19 protein-coding genes are annotated in these 19,845 nt (G+C 66.6%); 6 read left to right on the forward strand and 13 right to left on the reverse strand.

Annotation, left to right across the window (positions count from 1 at the left end; all coding sequences use genetic code 11):
- Nucleotides 1-72: 72 nt before the first annotated feature.
- On the reverse strand, nucleotides 73-1,287 hold the full coding sequence (locus ACTU6V_RS04470; RefSeq protein WP_443467816.1) for an amidohydrolase: 1,215 nt from the start codon (nucleotides 1,285-1,287) through the stop codon (nucleotides 73-75).
- 75 nt (nucleotides 1,288-1,362) lie between these two features.
- Here ACTU6V_RS04470 and ACTU6V_RS04475 point away from each other — a divergent pair, with 75 nt between their 5' ends.
- On the forward strand, nucleotides 1,363-2,859 hold the full coding sequence (locus ACTU6V_RS04475; protein ID WP_443475056.1) for a SulP family inorganic anion transporter: 1,497 nt from the start codon (nucleotides 1,363-1,365) through the stop codon (nucleotides 2,857-2,859).
- Nucleotides 2,860-2,889: 30 nt separating this feature from the next.
- Here ACTU6V_RS04475 and nhaA read toward each other — a convergent pair whose 3' ends face one another.
- The 11 genes from nhaA to ACTU6V_RS04530 form a co-directional block, all read right to left on the reverse strand.
- On the reverse strand, nucleotides 2,890-4,176 hold the full coding sequence (gene nhaA, locus ACTU6V_RS04480) for a Na+/H+ antiporter NhaA (protein WP_443475057.1): 1,287 nt from the start codon (nucleotides 4,174-4,176) through the stop codon (nucleotides 2,890-2,892).
- 89 nt (nucleotides 4,177-4,265) lie between these two features.
- Complete coding sequence (locus ACTU6V_RS04485) at nucleotides 4,266-4,910, reverse strand: response regulator (protein WP_443467813.1); 645 nt, start codon at nucleotides 4,908-4,910, stop codon at nucleotides 4,266-4,268.
- Nucleotides 4,907-6,043, reverse strand: a complete 1,137-nt coding sequence (locus ACTU6V_RS04490; protein WP_443467812.1) for a sensor histidine kinase — start codon at nucleotides 6,041-6,043, stop codon at nucleotides 4,907-4,909. Before ACTU6V_RS04490 ends, ACTU6V_RS04485 begins: the two co-directional genes overlap by 4 nt.
- A 43-nt stretch (nucleotides 6,044-6,086) precedes the next feature.
- On the reverse strand, nucleotides 6,087-6,746 hold the full coding sequence (locus ACTU6V_RS04495) for a DUF2306 domain-containing protein (protein ID WP_443467811.1): 660 nt from the start codon (nucleotides 6,744-6,746) through the stop codon (nucleotides 6,087-6,089).
- A 75-nt stretch (nucleotides 6,747-6,821) separates the two neighbouring features.
- The gene (locus tag ACTU6V_RS04500; RefSeq protein WP_443467810.1) at nucleotides 6,822-7,850 is read right to left on the reverse strand and encodes a LacI family DNA-binding transcriptional regulator; all 1,029 of its coding nucleotides are present in this window, start codon (nucleotides 7,848-7,850) and stop codon (nucleotides 6,822-6,824) included.
- Between the two features lie 6 nt (nucleotides 7,851-7,856).
- Nucleotides 7,857-9,518 (reverse strand): glycoside hydrolase family 13 protein, encoded by a 1,662-nt coding sequence (locus tag ACTU6V_RS04505; protein ID WP_443467809.1) that lies wholly within the window; start codon nucleotides 9,516-9,518, stop codon nucleotides 7,857-7,859.
- Nucleotides 9,519-9,580: 62 nt separating this feature from the next.
- A complete protein-coding gene (locus ACTU6V_RS04510; protein ID WP_443467808.1) occupies nucleotides 9,581-10,507 on the reverse strand; it encodes a 2-hydroxyacid dehydrogenase in 927 nt (308 codons plus the stop codon).
- The gene (locus ACTU6V_RS04515) at nucleotides 10,504-11,496 is read right to left on the reverse strand and encodes a formylglycine-generating enzyme family protein (RefSeq protein ID WP_443475058.1); all 993 of its coding nucleotides are present in this window, start codon (nucleotides 11,494-11,496) and stop codon (nucleotides 10,504-10,506) included. Before ACTU6V_RS04515 ends, ACTU6V_RS04510 begins: the two co-directional genes overlap by 4 nt.
- A gap of 2 nt (nucleotides 11,497-11,498) precedes the next feature.
- Entirely contained in the window at nucleotides 11,499-12,206 is a 708-nt protein-coding gene (purQ, locus tag ACTU6V_RS04520) for a phosphoribosylformylglycinamidine synthase subunit PurQ (RefSeq protein WP_443475059.1), read from the reverse strand.
- Complete coding sequence (purS, locus tag ACTU6V_RS04525; protein ID WP_417510436.1) at nucleotides 12,203-12,451, reverse strand: phosphoribosylformylglycinamidine synthase subunit PurS; 249 nt, start codon at nucleotides 12,449-12,451, stop codon at nucleotides 12,203-12,205. The genes purQ and purS overlap by 4 nt, the downstream gene beginning before the upstream one ends.
- Before the next feature lie 62 nt (nucleotides 12,452-12,513).
- Nucleotides 12,514-13,044, reverse strand: a complete 531-nt coding sequence (locus tag ACTU6V_RS04530) for an adenine phosphoribosyltransferase (protein WP_443467805.1) — start codon at nucleotides 13,042-13,044, stop codon at nucleotides 12,514-12,516.
- Nucleotides 13,045-13,183: 139 nt separating this feature from the next.
- Between ACTU6V_RS04530 and ACTU6V_RS04535 the strand changes: the two genes are divergently transcribed.
- The 5 genes from ACTU6V_RS04535 to ACTU6V_RS04555 all read left to right on the forward strand — a co-directional run bounded on the left by ACTU6V_RS04535 (nucleotide 13,184) and on the right by ACTU6V_RS04555 (nucleotide 18,977).
- Nucleotides 13,184-14,497, forward strand: a complete 1,314-nt coding sequence (locus tag ACTU6V_RS04535) for an ABC transporter substrate-binding protein (protein WP_443475060.1) — start codon at nucleotides 13,184-13,186, stop codon at nucleotides 14,495-14,497.
- A 97-nt stretch (nucleotides 14,498-14,594) separates the two neighbouring features.
- Nucleotides 14,595-15,641 (forward strand): carbohydrate ABC transporter permease, encoded by a 1,047-nt coding sequence (locus tag ACTU6V_RS04540; RefSeq protein WP_443475061.1) that lies wholly within the window; start codon nucleotides 14,595-14,597, stop codon nucleotides 15,639-15,641.
- A complete protein-coding gene (locus tag ACTU6V_RS04545; protein WP_443475062.1) occupies nucleotides 15,638-16,525 on the forward strand; it encodes a carbohydrate ABC transporter permease in 888 nt (295 codons plus the stop codon). Before ACTU6V_RS04540 ends, ACTU6V_RS04545 begins: the two co-directional genes overlap by 4 nt.
- A 5-nt stretch (nucleotides 16,526-16,530) precedes the next feature.
- Nucleotides 16,531-17,952, forward strand: coding sequence for a GH1 family beta-glucosidase (locus ACTU6V_RS04550; protein ID WP_443467801.1), 1,422 nt, complete (start codon nucleotides 16,531-16,533; stop codon nucleotides 17,950-17,952).
- Nucleotides 17,953-17,981: 29 nt separating this feature from the next.
- Nucleotides 17,982-18,977, forward strand: a complete 996-nt coding sequence (locus ACTU6V_RS04555) for a LacI family DNA-binding transcriptional regulator (protein ID WP_443475063.1) — start codon at nucleotides 17,982-17,984, stop codon at nucleotides 18,975-18,977.
- A gap of 16 nt (nucleotides 18,978-18,993) precedes the next feature.
- Here ACTU6V_RS04555 and ACTU6V_RS04560 read toward each other — a convergent pair whose 3' ends face one another.
- Nucleotides 18,994-19,815 (reverse strand): VOC family protein, encoded by an 822-nt coding sequence (locus ACTU6V_RS04560; protein WP_443475064.1) that lies wholly within the window; start codon nucleotides 19,813-19,815, stop codon nucleotides 18,994-18,996.
- Between the last annotated feature and the right edge of the window lie 30 nt (nucleotides 19,816-19,845).

The raw sequence follows: 19,845 nt of genomic DNA on the forward strand, positions 1-19,845 counted from the left end.
TTTCCCCCGATCCCTGCGTTTCTGGTCGGGGTAGAGCGGTTGCGGCCAATTCCTCAGGAGTTGTGCCCGCGCTCAGGCCATGAACTCACGCACGGCGGTCGTCATCGCGGTCACGCCGATCTCGATTCCCGGATTCATCACGGGGGCGAACAGTGCAGAGTGCGTCGTCGGAATCACATCTGACACCGTGCCGTCGGCGACGGCCGTGGCGTAGGCATCCGCGTCGATCACACCCCAGAACCAGAACACGAGTGGCGCGCCGGAGTCCCTGGCGAACCACGACACGTCCTCGCTGCCCGTGAAGAACCCCGGGTCCATCACCGTGCCCTCGCCGAGTGCACGGTCGATGGCCGCGGAGACGCGGGCTGTGGCATCCGGGTCATTGATCGTCGGCGGCAGTCGGTGCTCCGTGCGGAACTCGGGCTCGCGCTCTGCGCCGGATGCCGTCGCCTCTGCCCGCACGATCCGCTCGACACTCGCGATGATGCGCTCACGCGATGCGTCATCGGGGTAGCGCAGGCTGAGCTCGAGCGTCGCCTCCGACGAGATGATGTTGTTCTTCGTGCCGGCGTGGATCGATCCGACCGTGATGACGCCGACGCCGCGGGGGTCGACTTCGCGCGACGCGATCGTCTGCAGCCGCATCACGGTGGCCGCGGCCATGACCACCGGGTCGATGGTCGTGTGCGGGCGTGAGCCGTGTCCGCCGCGGCCGTGCATAGTGACGGTGATGCCATCGGCCGCAGCCATCTGCGGACCGGGGCGCATGCCCACCACGCCGGCGGGCAACGGGGTGACGTGCTGACCGAGAACGACGTCGGGTTTCGGATAGCGATCGAGGATGCCGTCATCCAGCATCGCCCGCGACCCCGCACCGTACTCCTCGGCGGGCTGGATCAGCACGACGAGAGTCCCTGACCACTCGTCCCGCGTGTTCACGAGCCGCTCGACGGCACCGATCATCGCCGTGACATGCATATCGTGGCCGCACGCGTGCATGATCGGCACGGTGTTTCCTGCCGGATCGATGCCGATCATGGTGCTCGCGTACGGCAGGCCGGTGGTTTCTTGAACAGGCAGCGCGTCCATGTCGGCGCGCGCCCAGACGACGGGGCCGTCACCATTGCGCAGCACGCCGACGACACCGGTGATGCCGACGCCCTCTTCGACCTCGAGGCCGAGAGCGCGCAGATGACCGGCGGCGATGCCGGCTGTGCGCGTCTCTTGGAACGAGAGTTCCGGATGCCGGTGCAGATCGGTGTACAGGTGCTCGAGGTCGATGGGCATGGGGCCGACTCTAGCGTCAGCCGCCGCCGACTAAAGTTGACGTGCCCACTCGGGCACACATCCCAGGAGCACTGCATGACAACGGTCGACGATCGGGCCCGCTACCGGCCGAATCCTTCTGTCCTCGATGCGCTGAAATCGCCCCGACTGCTGACCCGCGAAGTTCTCGCGGGGTTGGTGGTGGGTCTCGCATTGATCCCCGAGGCCATTGCCTTCTCGATCATTGCCGGGGTCGACCCCAAGGTCGGGCTGTTCTCCGCTTTCGTGATGGCGGTCTCGATCGCGTTCGTCGGCGGTCGCCCCGCGATGATCAGCGCGGCGACGGGAGCGGTCGCACTCGTGATCGCGCCGGTGATGCGCGAACACGGCATGGACTACTTCATCGCCACGGTCATCCTCGCGGGAATCTTCCAGATCCTCCTCGCCCTCTTCGGCGTCGCGAAGCTCATGCGTTTCATCCCGCGCAGCGTCATGGTCGGGTTCGTCAACGCGCTCGCGATCCTCGTCTTCATCGCACAGCTGCCGCATCTGATCGGTGTGCCCTGGCTCGTGTACCCGCTGGTGGCCGGCGGCATCCTGATCATGGTGGTGATGCCCCGGATCACGAAGGTGATCCCGGCACCTCTCGTCTCGATCGTCCTGATCACGGCGGTCGTCGTCGTCTTCGCGCTCAACGTGCCCACGGTCGGAGATGAGGGGGAGCTGCCGAAGAGCCTTCCAGAGCTCTTCTTCCCGAGTGTTCCGATCACCTGGGAGACGTTCACGATCATCGCTCCCTTCTCTCTCGGGATGGCGCTGGTGGGTCTTCTCGAATCTCTGATGACGGCGAAGCTCGTCGATGAGATCACCGACACGCACTCGCGCAAGACCCGTGAGGCCTGGGGGCAGGGCGTCGCGAACATCCTCTCCGGATTCCTCGGCGGCATGGGCGGCTGCGCCATGATCGGGCAGACCATGATCAATGTGAAGGTCTCTGGCGCCCGCACACGGATCTCCACGTTCTGCGCCGGTGTCTTCCTGCTGATCCTCGTCGTCGTCCTCGGAGACGTCGTCGCGATCATCCCGATGGCAGCGCTCGTCGCGGTCATGATCATGGTGTGCGTGGCGACCTTCGACTGGCACAGCATCCGTCCGTCGACCCTGAAGCGGATGCCGAAGAGCGAGACCCTCGTCATGCTCTCGACGGTCGTGCTCGTGGTGATCACCTCGAACCTGGCCATCGGGGTGGTGGCCGGTGTGGTCGTGGCATCCGTGCTCTTCGTCCGTCGCGTCGCGCATTTCGCGACCGTCACCCGGACGGTGACGGCGGATGCCGCGTACTACGTCGTCGACGGCGAGCTGTTCTTCGCTTCGAGTAACGACCTCACCACGCAGTTCGAGTACGCCGACGATCCGCCGCGCGTCGTCATCGACCTGTCGCGTTCGCACATCTGGGATGCCTCGACTGTCGCGGCACTCGACGCGATCCAGACGAAGTATCTCGCTCATGAGAAGACGGTCGAACTCGTCGGGCTGAACGTCGCCAGCGGAGTGTTCCACGGGCGACTGAGCGGGGGCTTTCCGCCGGCGTGATCTCTCGCCGTCGCGGTCACGGTCGGGTGGCTATGGCGCGTGCGTACCGCGGTATCGGCGATTCCGAATCCCCAGCAGAACCGATGCCACGACCGCCGCGACGATCGACGCCGTGAGGATCGCGACCTTGGCGTGGTCATGAGCCTCGCTGCCAGCGGCGAAGCTGAGCTCGGCGACCAGTAACGAGACTGTGAAGCCGATCCCGGCGAGGATGCCGACTCCGACGATATCCAGCCACCGCAGGTCCGGGTCCAGGTCGATCCGACGGATACGCGTGACCGCCCATGTGGCCGCCGTGATGCCGATCGGCTTGCCGAGGACGAGCGCGAGCATGATTCCGAGGACCACAGGGTCGGCGAACGCCGCGATGGCCCCCTCTGCGCCGCCGATTGCGACGCCGGCGGAGAAGAACGCGAAGACCGGCACCGCGATTCCCGCGGAAAGCGGCCGGAACCGGTGCTCGAACACCTCGGCGAGGCCTGGCTCGGCATCCGTGCCCCGATCGGCTTTCCGGTGCAGCACGGGGATCGTGAAGCCGAGGAGGACGCCGGCGATCGTGGCGTGGATGCCGGATGCGTGCAGTAGTGCCCACGCGATCACTCCGATGGGCAGCAGCACGAGCCATGCCGCGGTCGGCCGCAGGTGGAAGAACCGTCGGTACAGCTGCGCGATCAGTCCGTAGCCGGCGATCACGACGAGCGCGAGCACGAGTGGCACGATCTCGACCGTCTCCGTGTAGAACAGCGCGATGATGCCGATGGCGATCAAGTCGTCGACGACGGCGAGCGTGAGCAGGAAGATGCGCAGTGCGCTCGGCAGATGCGAGCCGATCACCGCCAGCACGGCGACCGCGAAAGCGATGTCGGTCGCTGTGGGGATCGCCCAGCCGCGCGACGCTTCGGCCGAGCCCGCGGTGACGGCGAGGTAGATGACGGCGGGCACGATTACTCCGCCGATGGCGGCGAAGATCGGCACTATGGCGGTGCTGAACTTCCGTAGATCGCCGCTGACGAACTCGCGCTTCAGTTCGAGGCCCACCAGGAAGAAGAAGATCGCCAGCAGCCCGTCGGCCGCCCACGCGCCGATGCTGAGGCGTAGGTGCCACGGCTCGTACCCGATCTCGAAGTCGCGGATCGCGAAGTAGGACTCGGCCCAGGGCGAATTGGCCCACCCCAGCGCGACGATGGCGAGTGCGACGAGCAGGATGCCGCCGACGGTCTCTTTGCGGAGGAGGTCTCCTATGCGGAGCGATTCCGCGGTGGAGGCGGAGGGGAACTTCCGACGGATGCCGAGGATGCGTGCGGGGGAGGGCGACATGAGCGCCTTTCGGGTCGACAGCAGAACATGTCGACCAGGCTTCCCGACTCTCCTGCATCCAGTCTAGATGTCATCGTCAGCCACGGTCATCACCGCACTCGCCGGGTCTCGAACGCCCACATCGCCGCTTCGACGCGGTTGCGCGCCCCGATCTTCGTGAGGATCGCGCCGATGTGCGTCTTGACGGTTCCGAGCGAGAGGAACAGTCGCCCGCCGATCTCCGTGTTGGTGAGTCCCTCGGCGAGCAGCACGACGACCTCTTCCTCACGCGCTGTCAGCGGATCCGGGAGAGCTCGCGTGCCGGCAGCCGCGGGCGAGAACTCGGCCAGGAGTCGGGTGGTGATCCGCGGCGAGATCAACGCATCGCCGGCCGCCGCGGCCCGTACCGCCTCGGCGATGAGCGTGGGGCCTGCGTCCTTCAGCAGGAACCCCTTCGCCCCCGCGCGCAACGCCCCGTACACGTACTCGTCGAGATCGAATGTGGTGATGATCACCACGGCGATCGGATCTTCGACATCACGGCCGGCAAGCAGAGCCGTGGCCCGGATGCCGTCGAGTTCCGGCATCCGGATGTCGAGGAGTGCGACGTCGGGGTGCGTGCGACGCGCGAGCGCGACGGCCTCCGCGCCGTTCTCGGCCTCGGCGACCACCTCGATATCGGAGGCGGCATCCAGCAGCATCCGGAGACCGGTGCGCACCGGCTCCTGATCGTCGGCGATGAGGACGCGGATCATCGGGCTCCTCGCAGGGGGATCGTGGCGCGCAGCATCCATCCGCCGCCGGGACGCGGGCCGGTTTTGACCGTTCCGCCGAGCAGCGCCGCACGCTCGTCCATCCCCTGCAGGCCGTGACCGGTGCCGACGCCGCCTGACGGCGCGGCTCGGCCGTCGTCGATGACCGTGAGCTGTGCGGTTCCGTGCGCGGTGGTCAGCGAGAGGTCGATCGATGTGGCACCCGTGGCGTGCCGTCGCGCGTTCGTCACGGCCTCCTGGGCGATGCGGAACAGCGTCGCGGAGACGATGTCGGGCGTCGCGGTGAGGGAGGCGATCTCGACCGTGACGCGAGGCGGCCCCGACGTCGCGAGTGCCCGGAGATCGGAGAGCCCAGGAGGCGGCGCGTACTCGGCCCGCAGCACCCCGACGAGCGCACGCATGTCCTCCATCACCGCGGACGCCTCGCGCTCGATGATCTCGAGCGACTCGGTGACTCTGGCGGAGTCCGACGGTGCGAGGCGGGCCACCTGTGCGCGGATCACGATCGCGGACGCGTGATGGGCGACCGTGTCGTGCAGATCCCGTGCGAGCGCCTCGCGCTCCTGCGCCCGGACGGCGGCGAGTTCACGCGCGCGGGAGGTCACGCGCTCGCGGCGCAGCGCACCGATCAGGCAGGCACCGCCGACGAACGCGACCCCCGCGACTGCGCCGGCGATGCTCTCGGCCTCGAACAGTCGTGCTCCGCTGAGCGCGATCGAGATGACCACGCCGGCGGCGAGGATCGGTCCGCCGATCGCGCGGGCGCGCGTCGACCCCCACCGGAACAGCGCGTAGGGCACCGCGAGGAGCGCGAACATCGTCACGACCCCGCCGGTCGGCACTCCGCTGAGCTCCTGCGCGATCTCGAACGCGATCGACAGTGCCGTCGTCGCGGCGACGACCGGCAGCGGATGGGTCCGTCGCCAGGGCAGTGCGGACAGCGCGACGACCGTCACGGCGACGGTGGCGACCGGCCACGCGAGGTCGCGGCGGAGCGACGCTTCGAGGATTGTGACCACGGCGAGCACGACGACGAGCACGACGTCTAGACGCTGAGGGCCCGCCGCGCGCACGCTAAGCCGCGACAGGCGCTCCGCTTCGCGTGGGCTCTGCACATTTGGCATGTTACTCAGGCCGGATGCTGTGCGGGGTGCGTACTCACGCGGCGACCGCGACAGCCGCGGACCGACGCCGCAGAATCGTGCTGCGGATGACGACCTCGGCGATGACGATGTTGATCAGCCACCCGGCATCCATCTGAATCAGTCGCCAGAACTCGCTAGGGGTGCCGAACATGATCGCGAACGGGGCTGAGGTGAACACCTGCGTACCCGCGCCCGATGCGAGCGCATACGCACGGATCATCCATGCGCCATGACGGGGGATGTCGCGTCGCGCGATCGCCCGGAGAGCGAGCACGATGAACGCGATCATCAGCCCGCCGACGACGTAGCGCGATATCTGCAGCGCGAGTCCATCGATGGGCGGGACGTCGTAGAACGCCGTCATCCACAGCCCGCTCAGCGCGACCGCCAGCCCGGCGGGCACGAGCAGGTATCGTCCGGCGAACCGGTGCCATTCGGGGTGGCGTCGCCGCAGCCCGGGCAGGAACTGGAACGCGCCGACCAGCGAGTACACGAGGGCGCCGACGATGTGCAGCACCACGGGCAGCGGCATCTGCAGGAATCGGGCGTTCGCCTCGGTCTGTGGAGCGTCCGCGGCGATCTCGCCGATGCGCATCGCGCCTGCGAGCGAGGGGACCAGGGCCAGGGCGATGAGCCCTGCGGCGATGAGCCATTCACGACGTGGCGATTTCATGCTTCGATGCTCGCGCGCCGGCGCGGTCGCGCACATCGGCCACATGGCCGGTTCTGCTCACCGCGGAGGGCGGGATCAGGAGAGCGTGGCGGGGCGGACTTCGCGTCGCGCGGTCGTGCCGCGCACGATCAACTCGAACGGCAGCGCCGCGTGCGCGGCAGGCTCGTCCGTCGCCTCGAGCTTCGCGAGCACAGCCTCGGCCGCGCGCTCGCCCTGTGCGAGCGGGAACTGATCGACGGTCGTGAGCTGGAAGAACTCGCCGAGTTCGTGGCCGTCGATGCCGATCACGGAGATGTCCTCCGGCACCCGGTAACCGAGATCACGCGCCGCCATGACGGCGCCGATCGCCATCTCATCGGATGCCGCGAAGACAGCCGTCGGGCGCGGATCTGGACGACCGAGGAGTTGTTTCGCTGCCCGATAGCCGCCTTCGACCGTGAAGTCCGAAGACGCCAGGAACGCCGGATTCGGAGTGATCCCCGCGCCAGCCAGCGCCGTCTCGAAACCGAGCCGGCGATTGGTCGGGATGTGGAAGTCCAGATCGAACTCGGAGCTTGCGCCGATGTGCGCGATCTCGGTGTGGCCGAGGGTCAGCAGATGCTCTGTGGCGAGCTGCGCGAGCGCACCATCATCGGCGGTGAGCGTGTCGAGCCGGGGGTTCGGGCCACCGATGGCGATCACCGGCAGGCCGAGCGCGAGCAGTCGTGCTGTCTCGTGCTCGTCGAGCTCGATGGAGACAGCGATCACAGCATCCACACGCTGTCGTCGCAGAGCCGTCTCGAACACGTCCTTTCGAACGTCCTGATCGGCCGTGATGTTGTAGAGCGTGATGTCGTAACCGTGGCGCATCAGCGCACTCGACACTCCAGAGAGCACCGTACTGAAGAACCATCGGTCGAGGAACGGCACCACGACGCCGATGTTCCTCGTGCGCCCTGACGCCAGGCTCGAAGCCCGCGAAGAGACGACGTAGCCGAGCTCCTGCGCGGCCAGGTGAACCTTCTCGCGAGACGAGGCAGAGACGTAGCCGCGACCGCTGAGGGCGCGCGAGACCGTGGCTGTTGACAGCCCGGCCTTTCGCGCGACCTCATCGATGCTGACCACGGTGTCTCAGTTCTTCGTGTACCAGGCTGCGTGATCAGTCGGCACGGCAGTGCCCTCGAACCGCTGGCTCTGCGTGATGAAGGTCACGTCGTCGCCGAGCTCCAACGGCTCCGCGCCGAGGTTCGCGACCACATGCACGTCTCCGCGACGGAAGGCGATGGCGCTCTCGCCGAGGTCCTCCCACACCAGCGAGCCGTTGCCGAGCTCGAACTCGCGGCGCATGCCCAGCAGCGTCTTGTACATGTGCAGGGTGGAGGTGGGGTCTGCCTCCTCGACATCGCGAGCGAAACGCGACCACTCCTCGGGCTGCGGCAGCCAGGAGTCTCCGGTCGTGTTGAAGCCGTACGCCGCCGCCTCCGCTTCCCACGGGATCGGCACGCGGCAGCCATCGCGGCCGTAGCGCTCGCCGCTCGTGCGGAACCACGTCGGGTCCTGACGGAACTCGTCGGGGATCTCCATCGCCTCAGGAAGTCCGAGCTCTTCGCCCTGGTACAGGTACGAGGAACCGGGCAGAGCGAGCATGATGGTGGTCGCCGCGCGAGCGCGTGCGAGACCGGTCGCCTCGTCGGGCTTGCCAGCGGACTTCGGTCCGATTCCGTCGCCCTGAGGGCTGTCGGCGGTGAGGGCCAGACGAGAAGCGTGCCGGATCACGTCGTGATTCGACAGCACCCAGGTGCTGGGAGCGCCGACCTTGCCGAACTCGTCGAGGGAGTCGCGGATGACGCCGCGAACCTTCTGCGCGTCCCAGTCGGTCATCATGTACGGGAAGTTGAAGGTCTGGTGCATCTCATCGGGACGAACCCAGAGCGCCGTCTTCTTCAGCGTGGGCAGCCAGGCCTCACCGCACAGTGCGCGATCGCCGTCGTACTCCGCGAGAACCTTGTGCCAGTCGCGGTAGATGTCGTGGACACCCTCCTGGCCCCAGTAGGGCACGTCGTCCTCGCCGCCGCCCATCGAGTCAGACTCGGACGGGGGCGTGTAGTCGGGGAGGCCGTCGGCCTTGATCATGCCGTGGGCGACATCCACGCGGAATCCGTCGACGCCGCGGTCGAGCCAGAAGCGCAGGACGCCGCGGAACTCCTCGCGAACCTCTTCATTGGTCCAGTCGAAGTCGGGCTGCGAGGGGTCGAAGATGTGCAGGTACCACTGGCCGGGGGTCCCGTCGGGCTCGGTGATGCGAGTCCACTGACCGCCGCCGAAGACGCTCTCCCAGTTGTTCGGGGGAATCTCGCCGTTCTCGCCCTTGCCGTCACGGAAGATGTAACGAGCGCGCTCGGGGCTGCCAGGGGCCGCCTTCAGTGCCTGCTGGAACCACACGTGCTGATCGCTGGAGTGGTTCGGAACGAGGTCGACAATCACCCGGATGCCGCGGGCGTGGGCCGCGGCGAGCATCGTGTCGAAATCGGCGAGCGTGCCGAACAGCGGGTCGACATCGCGGTAGTCGGCGACGTCGTAACCAGCGTCCTTCTGGGGGCTCGTCATGAACGGGCTCAGCCAGATCGCATCGATGCCGAGATCCTGGAGAGAATCGAGTCTGCTGGTCACGCCGGGCAGATCGCCGATTCCATCACCAGAGGCGTCAGCGAAGGAACGCGGGTAGATCTGGTAGATAACGGCGCTTCGCCACCACTCGGAACCGGGCGCTGCGAACTGCTCAAGCTCTGTCATGGCAACAGCATAGTGCAAACGCTTACAGACCCGCTAGGGCGCGGATCGAAACGGTTCGAAGGCTAGTCGTCGATGACGACGTTCACTGGGTTTTCACCGCGCAGCATCCGGTCGATCTGCTTACGGATCAGACGTGAGATCCGCGGGTTCATCGCGGTGGACGCTCCGCCGATGTGCGGTGAGAGAAGCACTCCCGGCGTCTTCCACAAGTCATGCTCGGTGGGCAGGGGCTCGGGGTCGACGACATCGAGTGCCGCGCGGATGCGTCCCTGCTGGCGCACGAGCGCGTCGCTGTCGATCAGGGTTCCGCGACCGACGTTGACCAGCAGTGCGCCGTCGGCCATCCGGCCCAGCAGCTCGTCGTCGAAGAGGTGGTGCGTGGCGTCGCCCCCGGGGAGCGCGAGGATGACGATCTCGGCATCCGGCAGCAGAGCAGGGAGCTCGTCGATCGCATGCACCTGCACGCGTCCGAGCCGCTCATGCCAGACCGGGCGGGCGGTGCGCGCGACGACGGTGAGGTCGATCTCGAAGGGCTCCAGACGCAGGGCGATCGCTTCGCCCACTCCGCCGAAGCCGACCAGCAGCACCCTGCGATCAGCGAGACTCTCGGCGAACACCGGCGACCACTGGCTGTCCTGCTGAGCGAGGACGAACCGAGGGAGCTGGCGCTGTGCGGCAAGCGTCAGCGCGAGGGCGATCTCGGCCGTGGAGGCCTCGTGCACGCTCGCGGCATTCGCGTAGCGGAGACCTTCGGGGAGCTGGTCGGCGACCCCGTCGTACCCGATCGACTGGCCCTGCACGAGGCCGATGTCGAGCCCTTGGAGTGCACCGAGCACCGTGCTGTCGCTCAAGTAGGGCGCAACCACCAGGTCGATCTTCTCGCGCGGGTGTGGAGACTGAAGGTCCCAGACGTCCAGCTCCACTCCCTCGGGCAGCGCGCCGAGGTTCTCGGCCAGTCGAGCGGTGGGAACGGTGACGAAGAGACTCACGCCTCGAGCCTAGCGACGGTGCGGAAGCCGGCGTTACCCATTGACGAGTCAGGGGTGTTCTGCGAGCGCGCCGCATTCCGGTAGCGATTGCAGTACGAGATGTGGCAGAGGTAGCTCCCCCCGCGCAGCACGCGCGAGGTGCCTGTTTCGGGTCCGGTCGGGCTCTGGGCAGGTGAGTACTCGTAATAGTTCGGGTCGAACCAATCGGAGCACCACTCCCATACATTTCCGACGGGCTGCCACAGGCCGTATCCGTTCGGGGCGAAGCTGTGCACGGGAGCCGTCGTCAAGAAGCCATCAGCGAGCGTGTTCTCGCGAGGGAACGTTCCCTGCCAGATATTCGCGCGCCACCCGTCCTCATCGACCTCGGCGTCGCCCCACGGGTACTTCGCCGCATGCAGCCCGCCCCTGGCGGCGCACTCCCATTCCGCTTCGGTGGGAAGGCGACGCCCCGCCCAGTCGCAGTACGCCTGGGCGTCGTTCCAACTCACATGGACGACGGGGTGATCGTCGAGGCCGTCCAGATCTGAATCTCGTCCGCCGGGGTGCGCCCAGTCGGCGCCTCGCACGCCGAACCACCACGGCGTCCGCGGGGGCTGGCCGAGATTGTCATTCTTCGGGGCCGCGAGCGCGAGGTGGAACACCGCAGAGAACCCGAACTGCTCGGCCTCGGTGCGGTATCCGGTCGCGTTGACGAACGCCGCGAACGCGTCGTTCGTCACGGACGTCGCATCGATCGAGAACTCGGGGAGCATCACCTCGTGAAGAGGGGCCTCGCCATCTCCCGCATTCCGGTCGCCGGAGGAATCGCCCATCAGGAAGGTTCCCGCCGGGATCACGGACTGCTCGATCGCGTGGGCGGATGCTGCTGGCGTAGCATCCGAACTGCCCGCATCCGGCCCTGGCTGAATCGTCAGAAACTGATCGCGGGCCGGTGCTCCGCACGTGCAGGACGGACCGCACGTCCCATCAGTCTCCGCGCCGGTCATCGCTACGCGGCGACGCGAGCGATCGCAGCGACGGCGCTCGCGAAGAAGCCAAGGCCGTCGATACCCGACCGCATGGCGGCGTCGGTGTCTGGGCCGAAGCCCGCCTCTGTCGCGTGCTCGGGGTGCGGCATGAGGCCCACGACGTTTCCGGCCTCGTTCGTCACACCGGCGATGTCGCGCAGTGATCCGTTCGGGTTGACGCCTGCGTAGCGGAAGGTCACCAGGCCCTCGCCCTCCAGACGATCGAGAGTGTCATCGGAGGCGATGTAGCCGCCTTCGCCGTTCTTGAGCGGGATGACGATCTCCTGGCCCCGGCGGAACGTGTTGGTCCAGGCGGTGTCGGAGTTCTCGACCGTGAGCTTCTGGTCGCGGCGAACGAAGTGCTGGTGATCGTTGCGGATGAGCCCGCCTGGCAGCAGGTGCGCCTCGACGAGCATCTGGAAACCGTTGCAGATTCCGAGCACCGGCATTCCGGATGCCGCGGCATCCTTCACCTCGGACATGATCGGCGACAGCGCGGCGATCGCGCCGCTTCTCAGATAGTCGCCGTAGCTGAAGCCACCAGGAAGGACGAGCGCGTCGACGCCTTCGAGGTCGTGCGATCCGTGCCAGAGGGCGACGGGCTCGGCGCCGGCAAGGCGGACAGCGCGCTGCGCGTCGCGGTCGTCGAGTGACCCAGGCCAGGTGATGACGCCGATGCGGACGCTCACTCGACCACCTCGATGCCGACGACATCCTCGATCACGGAGTTCGACAGCACGTCTTCGGCGATCTTCTTCGCCTCTGCCAGCACGGCGTCGGTGACCTCGCCGTCGACAGTGAGCTCGAAGCGTTTGCCGATGCGCACATCGCTGAAGCTCGTCACACCCTGGCGTGAGAATGCGCCGGAGACGGCCTTCCCCTGCGGGTCGAGCAGTTCGGACTTGGGCATGACGTCGACGACGATGGTGGGCATGAACGGCTCCGGAAGTCGCGGGAAGGCGGGCACGCCCAGTCTAGTGTGCGTGCGAGTGCGCGTCAGGAGTGGAAGACGGTGTGCAGATCGCCGACGGCCTGGCGGCCGCCCAGTCCGTCGATCTCGAACAGCACAGAGATGCCTGCGACGTGCGATCCCAATCGTTCGATGAGCTGACGGCCGGCGGCGAGCGTGCCGCCAGTGGCGAGGACGTCGTCGATGAGCAGGACGCGTGAGCCCTGGGGCAGGTCGTCGTGCATCTCGATCGTCGCGGTGCCGTATTCGAGTGAGTAGTCGACGGATGCCGCGGGGCGAGGAAGCTTGCCGGCCTTGCGGATCGGGATGAGGCCGACTCCTGCTGCGATCGCCGCGGTTCCGGCGATCAGGAACCCGCGTGCTTCGATTCCGGCCACGTAGTCGAAGGATCCCGCGAAGGGCTCGATCAGTGCCTCTGTGGTCGCGCGGAGCGCATCGCGGTCGGCGAGCAGTGGCGTGATGTCGCGGAAGAGGATCCCCGGCTCCGGGTAGTCCGGGATGCTGCGGATCAGCGACTCGGCGTGGGCGAGGGCAGGAGAAAGTTCTCGGGAGGGCACTGATCAAGGGTACCGGCCTCTCCTGTGGTGGCACTTGACAAGCTTGGGAGCGCTCCCATATCGTTACTCAACGATCGTGGGAGCGCTCCCACATCACAGAGTCAAGCAGTGAAACCCCACCCGCACAAAGGAGTGAATCGTGAACACATCCATCCGTCGACGCGTGCTGACAGCAGCGTCCATTGCGTCGGTAGCAGCTCTCGCCCTGGCCGGTTGCGCCTCAGGCGCCAGCGACTCCGGCGCTGAGGGAGATGCCGATGCAGACGTCACGCTGACCGTGACGACCTTCGGCACCTTCGGCTACGACGACCTGTACAAGGAGTACGAGGACCTGCACCCGAACGTCACCATCGAGGCGACGAACATCGACACGGGTGGAAACGCTCGTACCGACGCTTTCACCAAGATCGCCGCAGGCTCTGGCCTCAGCGACATCGTCGCCGTCGAAGAGGGCTGGCTCGGAGCCATCATGGACGTCTCCGACACCTTCGTCGACCTGAGCGACTACGGTATCGAGGACCGCAAGGGCGACTGGGTCGACTGGAAGTACGCTCAGGGCACCGACGCCGACGGCCGCGTGATCGGCTACGGCACCGACATCGGCCCTTCGGGCATCTGCTACAATGGCGCGGCCTTCGAGGCTGCCGGCCTCCCGAGCGACCGCGAGTCGGTTGCCACGCTGCTCGACGGCGACTGGGCGAACTTCTTCAAGGTCGGCCAGGAGTACACCGACAAGACCGGCAAGGCCTGGTACGACCACTCCGGCTTCGTCTGGAACTCGATGGTCAACCAGCTCGACGAGGGCTACTACACCGCTGACGGTGAGCTGAATGTCGAGGGCAACAAGGAGCTCAAGGAGCGCTTCGAACTCCTGGGCGCTGCAACCGAGGGCGGCCAGTCGGCTGCTCAGGCTGCATGGGACTGGAACGGCGGAAAGTCGTTCGTCGACGGCACGTTCGCAACCTTCGTCTGCCCCGGCTGGATGCTGGGTGTCGTTCAGGGTCAGGTCGAGGCAGGCGGCGGCGACGCATCGACCGGCTGGGACTTCGCAGACGTCTTCCCCGGCGGAGCTGTCAACTGGGGTGGAGCATGGCTCACGATCCCGGAGACCTCGAAGCACAAGGAAGCAGCCGCTGAGCTGGCTGACTGGCTGACGCAGCCCGAGCAGCAGGTGAAGCAGTCGGTTGCCGCCGGCAACTTCCCCTCGACCATCAAGGCGCAGGAGACCCTCGCGGCGGATGCCACCCCGAACGCGTTCTTCAACGACGCACCCACCGGTGCGATCCTGGCCGAGCGTGCCAAGGGCGTCGTCGCGCAGTTCAAGGGCGCGGATGACTCGATCATCCAGGAGAACGTCTTCGGACCGGCGCTCAGCAAGCTCGACCGTGGCGAGCTGAACACTCAGCAGTCGTGGGATGAGGCCATCTCGCTGCTGAACGAACTCGTCGGCTGATACCGAAGAATCCACTGTTCGTGATCTCGTCTCGGCCCCGGCTCGCCCGGCGACCGGGGCCGAGACGAATCACATCTTCGACGTCAAGGACACAATCATGACTCTCACTGCCCCACCCAAGGATCGTGTGGTCGCCACCGCCGATCCGGTGGTTGCCGGTAAACGACGTTCTTGGCGTCATCGAGTATCCCGGTTCGACCAGAACGCCTCGCCCTACTTCTACATCTCGCCGTTCTTCCTGCTGTTCGGCCTCGTCGGGCTGTTCCCGCTGCTGTACACGGTGTATGTCGCAGTCTTCGACTGGGACCTGCTCAAGGGCCAGGGCGACTTCGTCGGGGCAGGGAACTTCATCGAGGTGCTCGGCGATGCGATGTTCTGGAACTCGATCCTCAACACGCTGAGCATCTTCCTGCTCTCGGCCATCCCGCAGCTCGCGGTCGCACTGATCGTGGCCTACCTGCTCGACCGCGGCCTTCGCGCCCCCACGTTCTGGCGGATGAGCATCCTCATCCCCTTCGTCGTCACCCCTGTCGCCGTGGCGATCATCTTCTCGAGCATCTTCAACGAGGCCGACGGCCTCGCCAACAATCTTCTGAACCTCATCGGCATCGTCGACCAGGAGTGGAAGCACAACACCTTCCTCTCGCACATCGCGATCGCCACGATGGTCAACTTCCGCTGGACCGGATACAACGCGCTCATCCTGCTCGCCGCGATGCAGGCCGTGCCGCGCGATCTCTACGAGTCCGCCGCGATCGACGGCGCCGGCCCCATCCGCCGCTTCTTCTCGATCACCATTCCCACCATCCGCCCGACCCTCATCTTCGTGATCATCACCGCGACGATCGGTGGTCTGCAGGTCTTCGCCGAGCCTCGATTGTTCGACGTGTCCACCGCCGGCGGCATCGGCGGCAGCGACCGGCAGTTCCAGACCACGGTGCTGTTCCTGTGGGAGATGGCATTCTTCCGCCGCAATCTCGGCGAAGCATCCGCCGTTGCGATCCTGTTGTTCGTGCTCATCGTGGCGATCGGCGTGATCAACTTCCTGCTCACGCGCGGGATCTCCACCGGTGACGCACCGAAGAACCGCGCGGCCAGACGCCGCGCCCGAAAGAGCCAGGCCAAGACAGGAGCACAGCGATGAGCGCGACGCAGGCCCTCAGCGTGCCGGAGAAGATCCGTCGCCGCAGGAGCAGCGGTGGTGTCGCAGGTGTCGGAAGCCGTCCCGGCTTCCTCACCTACGGGCTGCTGGCAGCCTTCATCATCGGCAGCGTGTACCCGCTGTGGTGGTCGGTGGTCGTCGCCAGCGGCACCAACTCCACCCGCGGCGAGACGCTGCCGCTGATCCCCGGCGGTAACTTCTTCGCGAACGCCGCCAAGGTCTTCGACGCGATCCCGTTCTGGCTGGCCCTGGGCAACTCGGTGATCATCTCCACGGTGATCACGCTCTCGGTCGTGACCTTCTCCACTCTCGCCGGATACGCCTTCGCGAAGCTGCGCTTCCGCGGACGCGAGGGACTGATGATCTTCGTCGTCGCCACGATGGCCATCCCCACTCAGCTCGGTATCATCCCCTTGTTCATGGTGATGCGCGAGATGGGCTGGACCGGATCGATCGGCGCCGTGATCGTGCCGACGCTGGTCACCGCCTTCGGGGTGTTCTTCATGCGCCAGTACCTCGTCGATGTCATCCCTGACGAGCTCATCGAGGCCGCGCGCATGGACGGCGCGAACCAGTTCCGCACCTTCCTCACGGTCGGAATCCCCGCCGCACGCCCCGCCATGGCGATCCTCGGCCTGTTCACCTTCATGACGGCGTGGACCGATTACCTCTGGCCGCTCATCGTGCTCTCTCCCCAGAACCCGACCCTGCAGACGGCGCTCAGCCAGCTGCAGTCCGGCTACTACATCGACTACTCAATCGTGCTCACCGGTGCGGTGCTCGCAACCCTGCCCCTGCTGATCCTCTTCGTGGTCGCAGGCAAGCAGCTGGTCAGCGGCATCATGGCGGGCGCGGTGAAAGGATGACATCTATGACCAGGCATTTCCCCGAGAACTTCCTCTTCGGTGCGGCGACTGCCGCCTACCAGATCGAGGGTGCGGCGTTCGAAGATGGGCGCACCGCCTCAATCTGGGATGAGTTCTCCCGTGTGCCGGGAACGGTCATCGGCGGCGACAACGGCGACGTGGCGTGCGATCACTACCACCGCTACGAGAGCGACGTCGCGATGATGAAGGAGCTGGGGCTTCAGACCTACCGTTTCTCGACGTCGTGGGCACGAGTGCGTCCCGACGGTGGCGCCGTCAACGAGAAGGGCGTCGATTTCTACAAGCGCCTCGTCGACGAGCTGCTCGGCGCGGACATCATGCCGTGGCTGACGCTGTACCACTGGGACATGCCCCAGGCTCTGCAGGAGAACGGCGGCTGGACGAACCGCGACGTCGTCTCGCGCTTCCTCGACTATGCCGGAACCATGCACGATACGCTCGGCGACCGCGTGAAGGTGTGGACGACGCTGAACGAGCCGTGGTGCTCGTCGTTCCTCTCTTATACGGGTGGCGAGCACGCCCCCGGTCACACCAGCATCAGTGAGGGCCTGCTGGCAGCGCACCACCAGCTGCTCGCGCACGGTGAGACGGTCCGCGAGCTGCGCTCGCGCGACGCATCGCTCAATCTGGGCATCACCCTGAACCACACGGTCGCCGACCCCGCCGACCCGAACAACGCCGGTGACGTGGATGCTGCGCGCCGAGTCGACGGACAGTTCAACCGCTGGTTCCTCGACCCGATCTATCGCGGAGAGTATCCCGCGGACATCGTCGAGGATTTCCGTGCGGTCGATTCGGCTGCCGTCGCGCAGTTCGAGGCAGCGATCCACGACGGTGACCTCGAGACGATCTCTCAGCCGATCGATACGCAGGGCGTCAACTACTACCACGGTGATTTTCTCTCGGGCACCGCGCAGGAGAACCCGCCTCTGCCCGGCGGCCCGGCCACCGAGCGCAAGGGACGCAGCCCGTACCCCTCTGATGCCGGCATCCATGCCGTTGAGCGGGGGCTTGAGCGCACGGCGCAGAACTGGGAGATCCAGCCGGAGGGTCTCACTCGCCTGCTACACCGTCTCTCGGACGAGTACACCGCCGAGCGCGACGTGACGCTCTACGTCACCGAGAACGGTGCGGCCTTCAACGACGTCGTCGCCGAAGACGGTCAGGTCCACGATGCCGATCGTGTCGCGTACGTGCGCGCGCACCTGTCGGCAGTGCTGGATGCCGCCGAGGCCGGCGTCGACGTGCGAGGGTTCTTCTACTGGTCACTCATGGACAACTACGAGTGGGCCTGGGGTTATGACAAGCGCTTCGGGATCGTGCGCGTGGACTACGACACTCAGAAGCGCACGGTGAAAGACAGCGGTCGCGAGTACGCTCGGATTATCGCCGCACGCTCGCTCTGACTGTCGGAGAAGCGGCAGAAGGGAGAGCCGTGGTCTCGCGCGCGACGATTGAAGAGGTGGCGACCGCCGCTGGGGTGTCCCGGTCGACGGTATCCCGTGTCGTGAACGGGTCGACGTCGGTGAGCCCTACGGCGCTCCAGGCCGTGCAGTCGGCGATCGCCGAGCTCAGCTACGTGCCCAATCGGGCTGCCCGTTCGCTGGCCTCGCGGCAGACGAACGCGATTGCGCTGATTGTCCCTGAAGACACCACGCGCTTCTTCGGAGACCCGTTCTTCGCGTCCATCGTCGCGGGGATCACTGCGACGCTGGGCGGTTCGGACTATGTGCTGAACCTGCTCATCGCCAGCGACGACCCCGGCGACAAGATGACGAGCTTCGTGCGCAACGGCGGCGTCGACGGCGCACTGATCGTCTCGCACCACACGAGTGACGCGTTCGTGGAGCGCATGTCGGATGCGCTGCCGGTGGTCTGGGGTGGTCGGCCGCAGCGTCAGCGGGCGAGCGAGTACGTCGTGGACGTCGACAACATCGCCGCAGGACGCATCGCGACCCAGTATCTGATCGACCTCGGCCGCACGCGGATCGCGACGATCGCGGGTCCGGCGACGATGCTCGCCTCCGTCGATCGAAGTGAGGGTTTTCGTGCGGCGCTCGCGGATGCCGGGCTCGCTCCCTTCGCTGAGGTCGCGGGCGACTACAGCGAAGGCAGCGGCGCGCAGGCTGCTCGTCTGATCCTCGCAGACGGTCAGCCGGATGCGATCTTCGTCGCCAGCGACCTCATGGCGCGGGGAGCCATCGCTGCCCTGCGCGGGGCGGGCCTGCGGGTTCCGGAAGATGTGGCCGTGGTGGGCTTCGACGACTCGCCCGTCGCTCTGAGCGCAGACCCGCCGCTGACGACCGTGCGGCAGCCGATGTACGCCATGGGCGAGAAGATGGCGGCCGTACTGCTGTCGAGGCTGCGCGGCGAAGAGCCACCACCCGTAACGATTCTGCCGACCGAGCTGGTGGTGCGCGCCTCGGCGTAAGAGGGCAGGTGCGCAGTCACGCGACCAACTGCGCCTTGAGGGTGTTGTTCCACGGGTCACTGAACGTCAGCGTGCGTCCGTCGTCGGCGACCTGGGTACCGAAGTGCTTCAGTCGTTCGCCGAGTTCTCCGAGGCTGTCGGCATCCGGCAGGGCGAGGTCGACCTGACCGAGGCCGAGCGCCGGCATCCGGGGCCCCGCGCCCCGTGAGTTCCACACGTTCATCGCCATGTGGTGGTGGTAGCCGCCGGCGCTGACGAACAGGGCCTGCTCTCCCATGGAGAGGGTCGAGTCGAATCCCAGTCGCTGCACGTAGAAGTCGCGTGCGGTGGCGACGTCGCCGACCGAGAGGTGTACGTGGCCGACTCGAGCGGGCGCCATGTCGGCGGGCTCCTCGCCGAGGTGCTCCTGGAGGAAGGTGTTCGGGTCGAGGTACAGCGTGGCCATCTCGACCTGCCCGTGCGTCCACGACCACTCCGAGCGGTCGCGGTCCCAGTACAGCTCGATTCCGTTGCCCTCGGGATCGGTGAGGTAGAACGCCTGGCTTACGAGGTGGTCGGCGCTGCCGGTGAAGGTCTGCGGCGCGCGCTGGGCGACAGAGAGAAGGGCGGATGCCAGTGCCGCCTGTGACTCGAAGACGATCGCGGTGTGGAAGAGGCCGGCCGACCCGCGGGCAGCATGCTTCAGGCCCGGCGAGTGCTGCAGGATCACGATCGGCACACCGGCGCGCCCGAGCGTGACGGTGTCGCCCTCGGCGCCCAGCACCTGAAGAGTGATGATGTCACGGTAGAAGGCCGTCATCGCGTCGAAGTCGGCGACGAACAGGGTGACAGCGCCCATTGTTGTTGCCTCGGCAAGTGTTTTCGTCAT

The sequence above is a fragment of the Microbacterium zouquanmingi genome, from assembly GCF_052266675.1.
Classification (GTDB): Bacteria; Actinomycetota; Actinomycetes; order Actinomycetales; family Microbacteriaceae; genus Microbacterium.

Bases quoted from the DNA above. Each gene is read 5' to 3' on its own strand.
- ACTU6V_RS04470 (WP_443467816.1), bottom strand. From the start codon at position 1,287: ATGCCCATCGACCTCGAGCACCTGTACACCGATCTGCACCGGCATCCG.
- ACTU6V_RS04475 (WP_443475056.1), top strand. From the start codon at position 1,363: ATGACAACGGTCGACGATCGGGCCCGCTACCGGCCGAATCCTTCTGTC.
- nhaA (WP_443475057.1), bottom strand. From the start codon at position 4,176: ATGTCGCCCTCCCCCGCACGCATCCTCGGCATCCGTCGGAAGTTCCCC.
- ACTU6V_RS04485 (WP_443467813.1), bottom strand. From the start codon at position 4,910: ATGATCCGCGTCCTCATCGCCGACGATCAGGAGCCGGTGCGCACCGGT.
- ACTU6V_RS04495 (WP_443467811.1), bottom strand. From the start codon at position 6,746: ATGAAATCGCCACGTCGTGAATGGCTCATCGCCGCAGGGCTCATCGCC.
- ACTU6V_RS04505 (WP_443467809.1), bottom strand. From the start codon at position 9,518: ATGACAGAGCTTGAGCAGTTCGCAGCGCCCGGTTCCGAGTGGTGGCGA.
- ACTU6V_RS04515 (WP_443475058.1), bottom strand. From the start codon at position 11,496: ATGACCGGCGCGGAGACTGATGGGACGTGCGGTCCGTCCTGCACGTGC.
- purS (WP_417510436.1), bottom strand. From the start codon at position 12,451: ATGCCCACCATCGTCGTCGACGTCATGCCCAAGTCCGAACTGCTCGAC.
- ACTU6V_RS04540 (WP_443475061.1), top strand. From the start codon at position 14,595: ATGACTCTCACTGCCCCACCCAAGGATCGTGTGGTCGCCACCGCCGAT.
- ACTU6V_RS04545 (WP_443475062.1), top strand. From the start codon at position 15,638: ATGAGCGCGACGCAGGCCCTCAGCGTGCCGGAGAAGATCCGTCGCCGC.
- ACTU6V_RS04550 (WP_443467801.1), top strand. From the start codon at position 16,531: ATGACCAGGCATTTCCCCGAGAACTTCCTCTTCGGTGCGGCGACTGCC.
- ACTU6V_RS04560 (WP_443475064.1), bottom strand. From the start codon at position 19,815: ATGGGCGCTGTCACCCTGTTCGTCGCCGACTTCGACGCGATGACGGCC.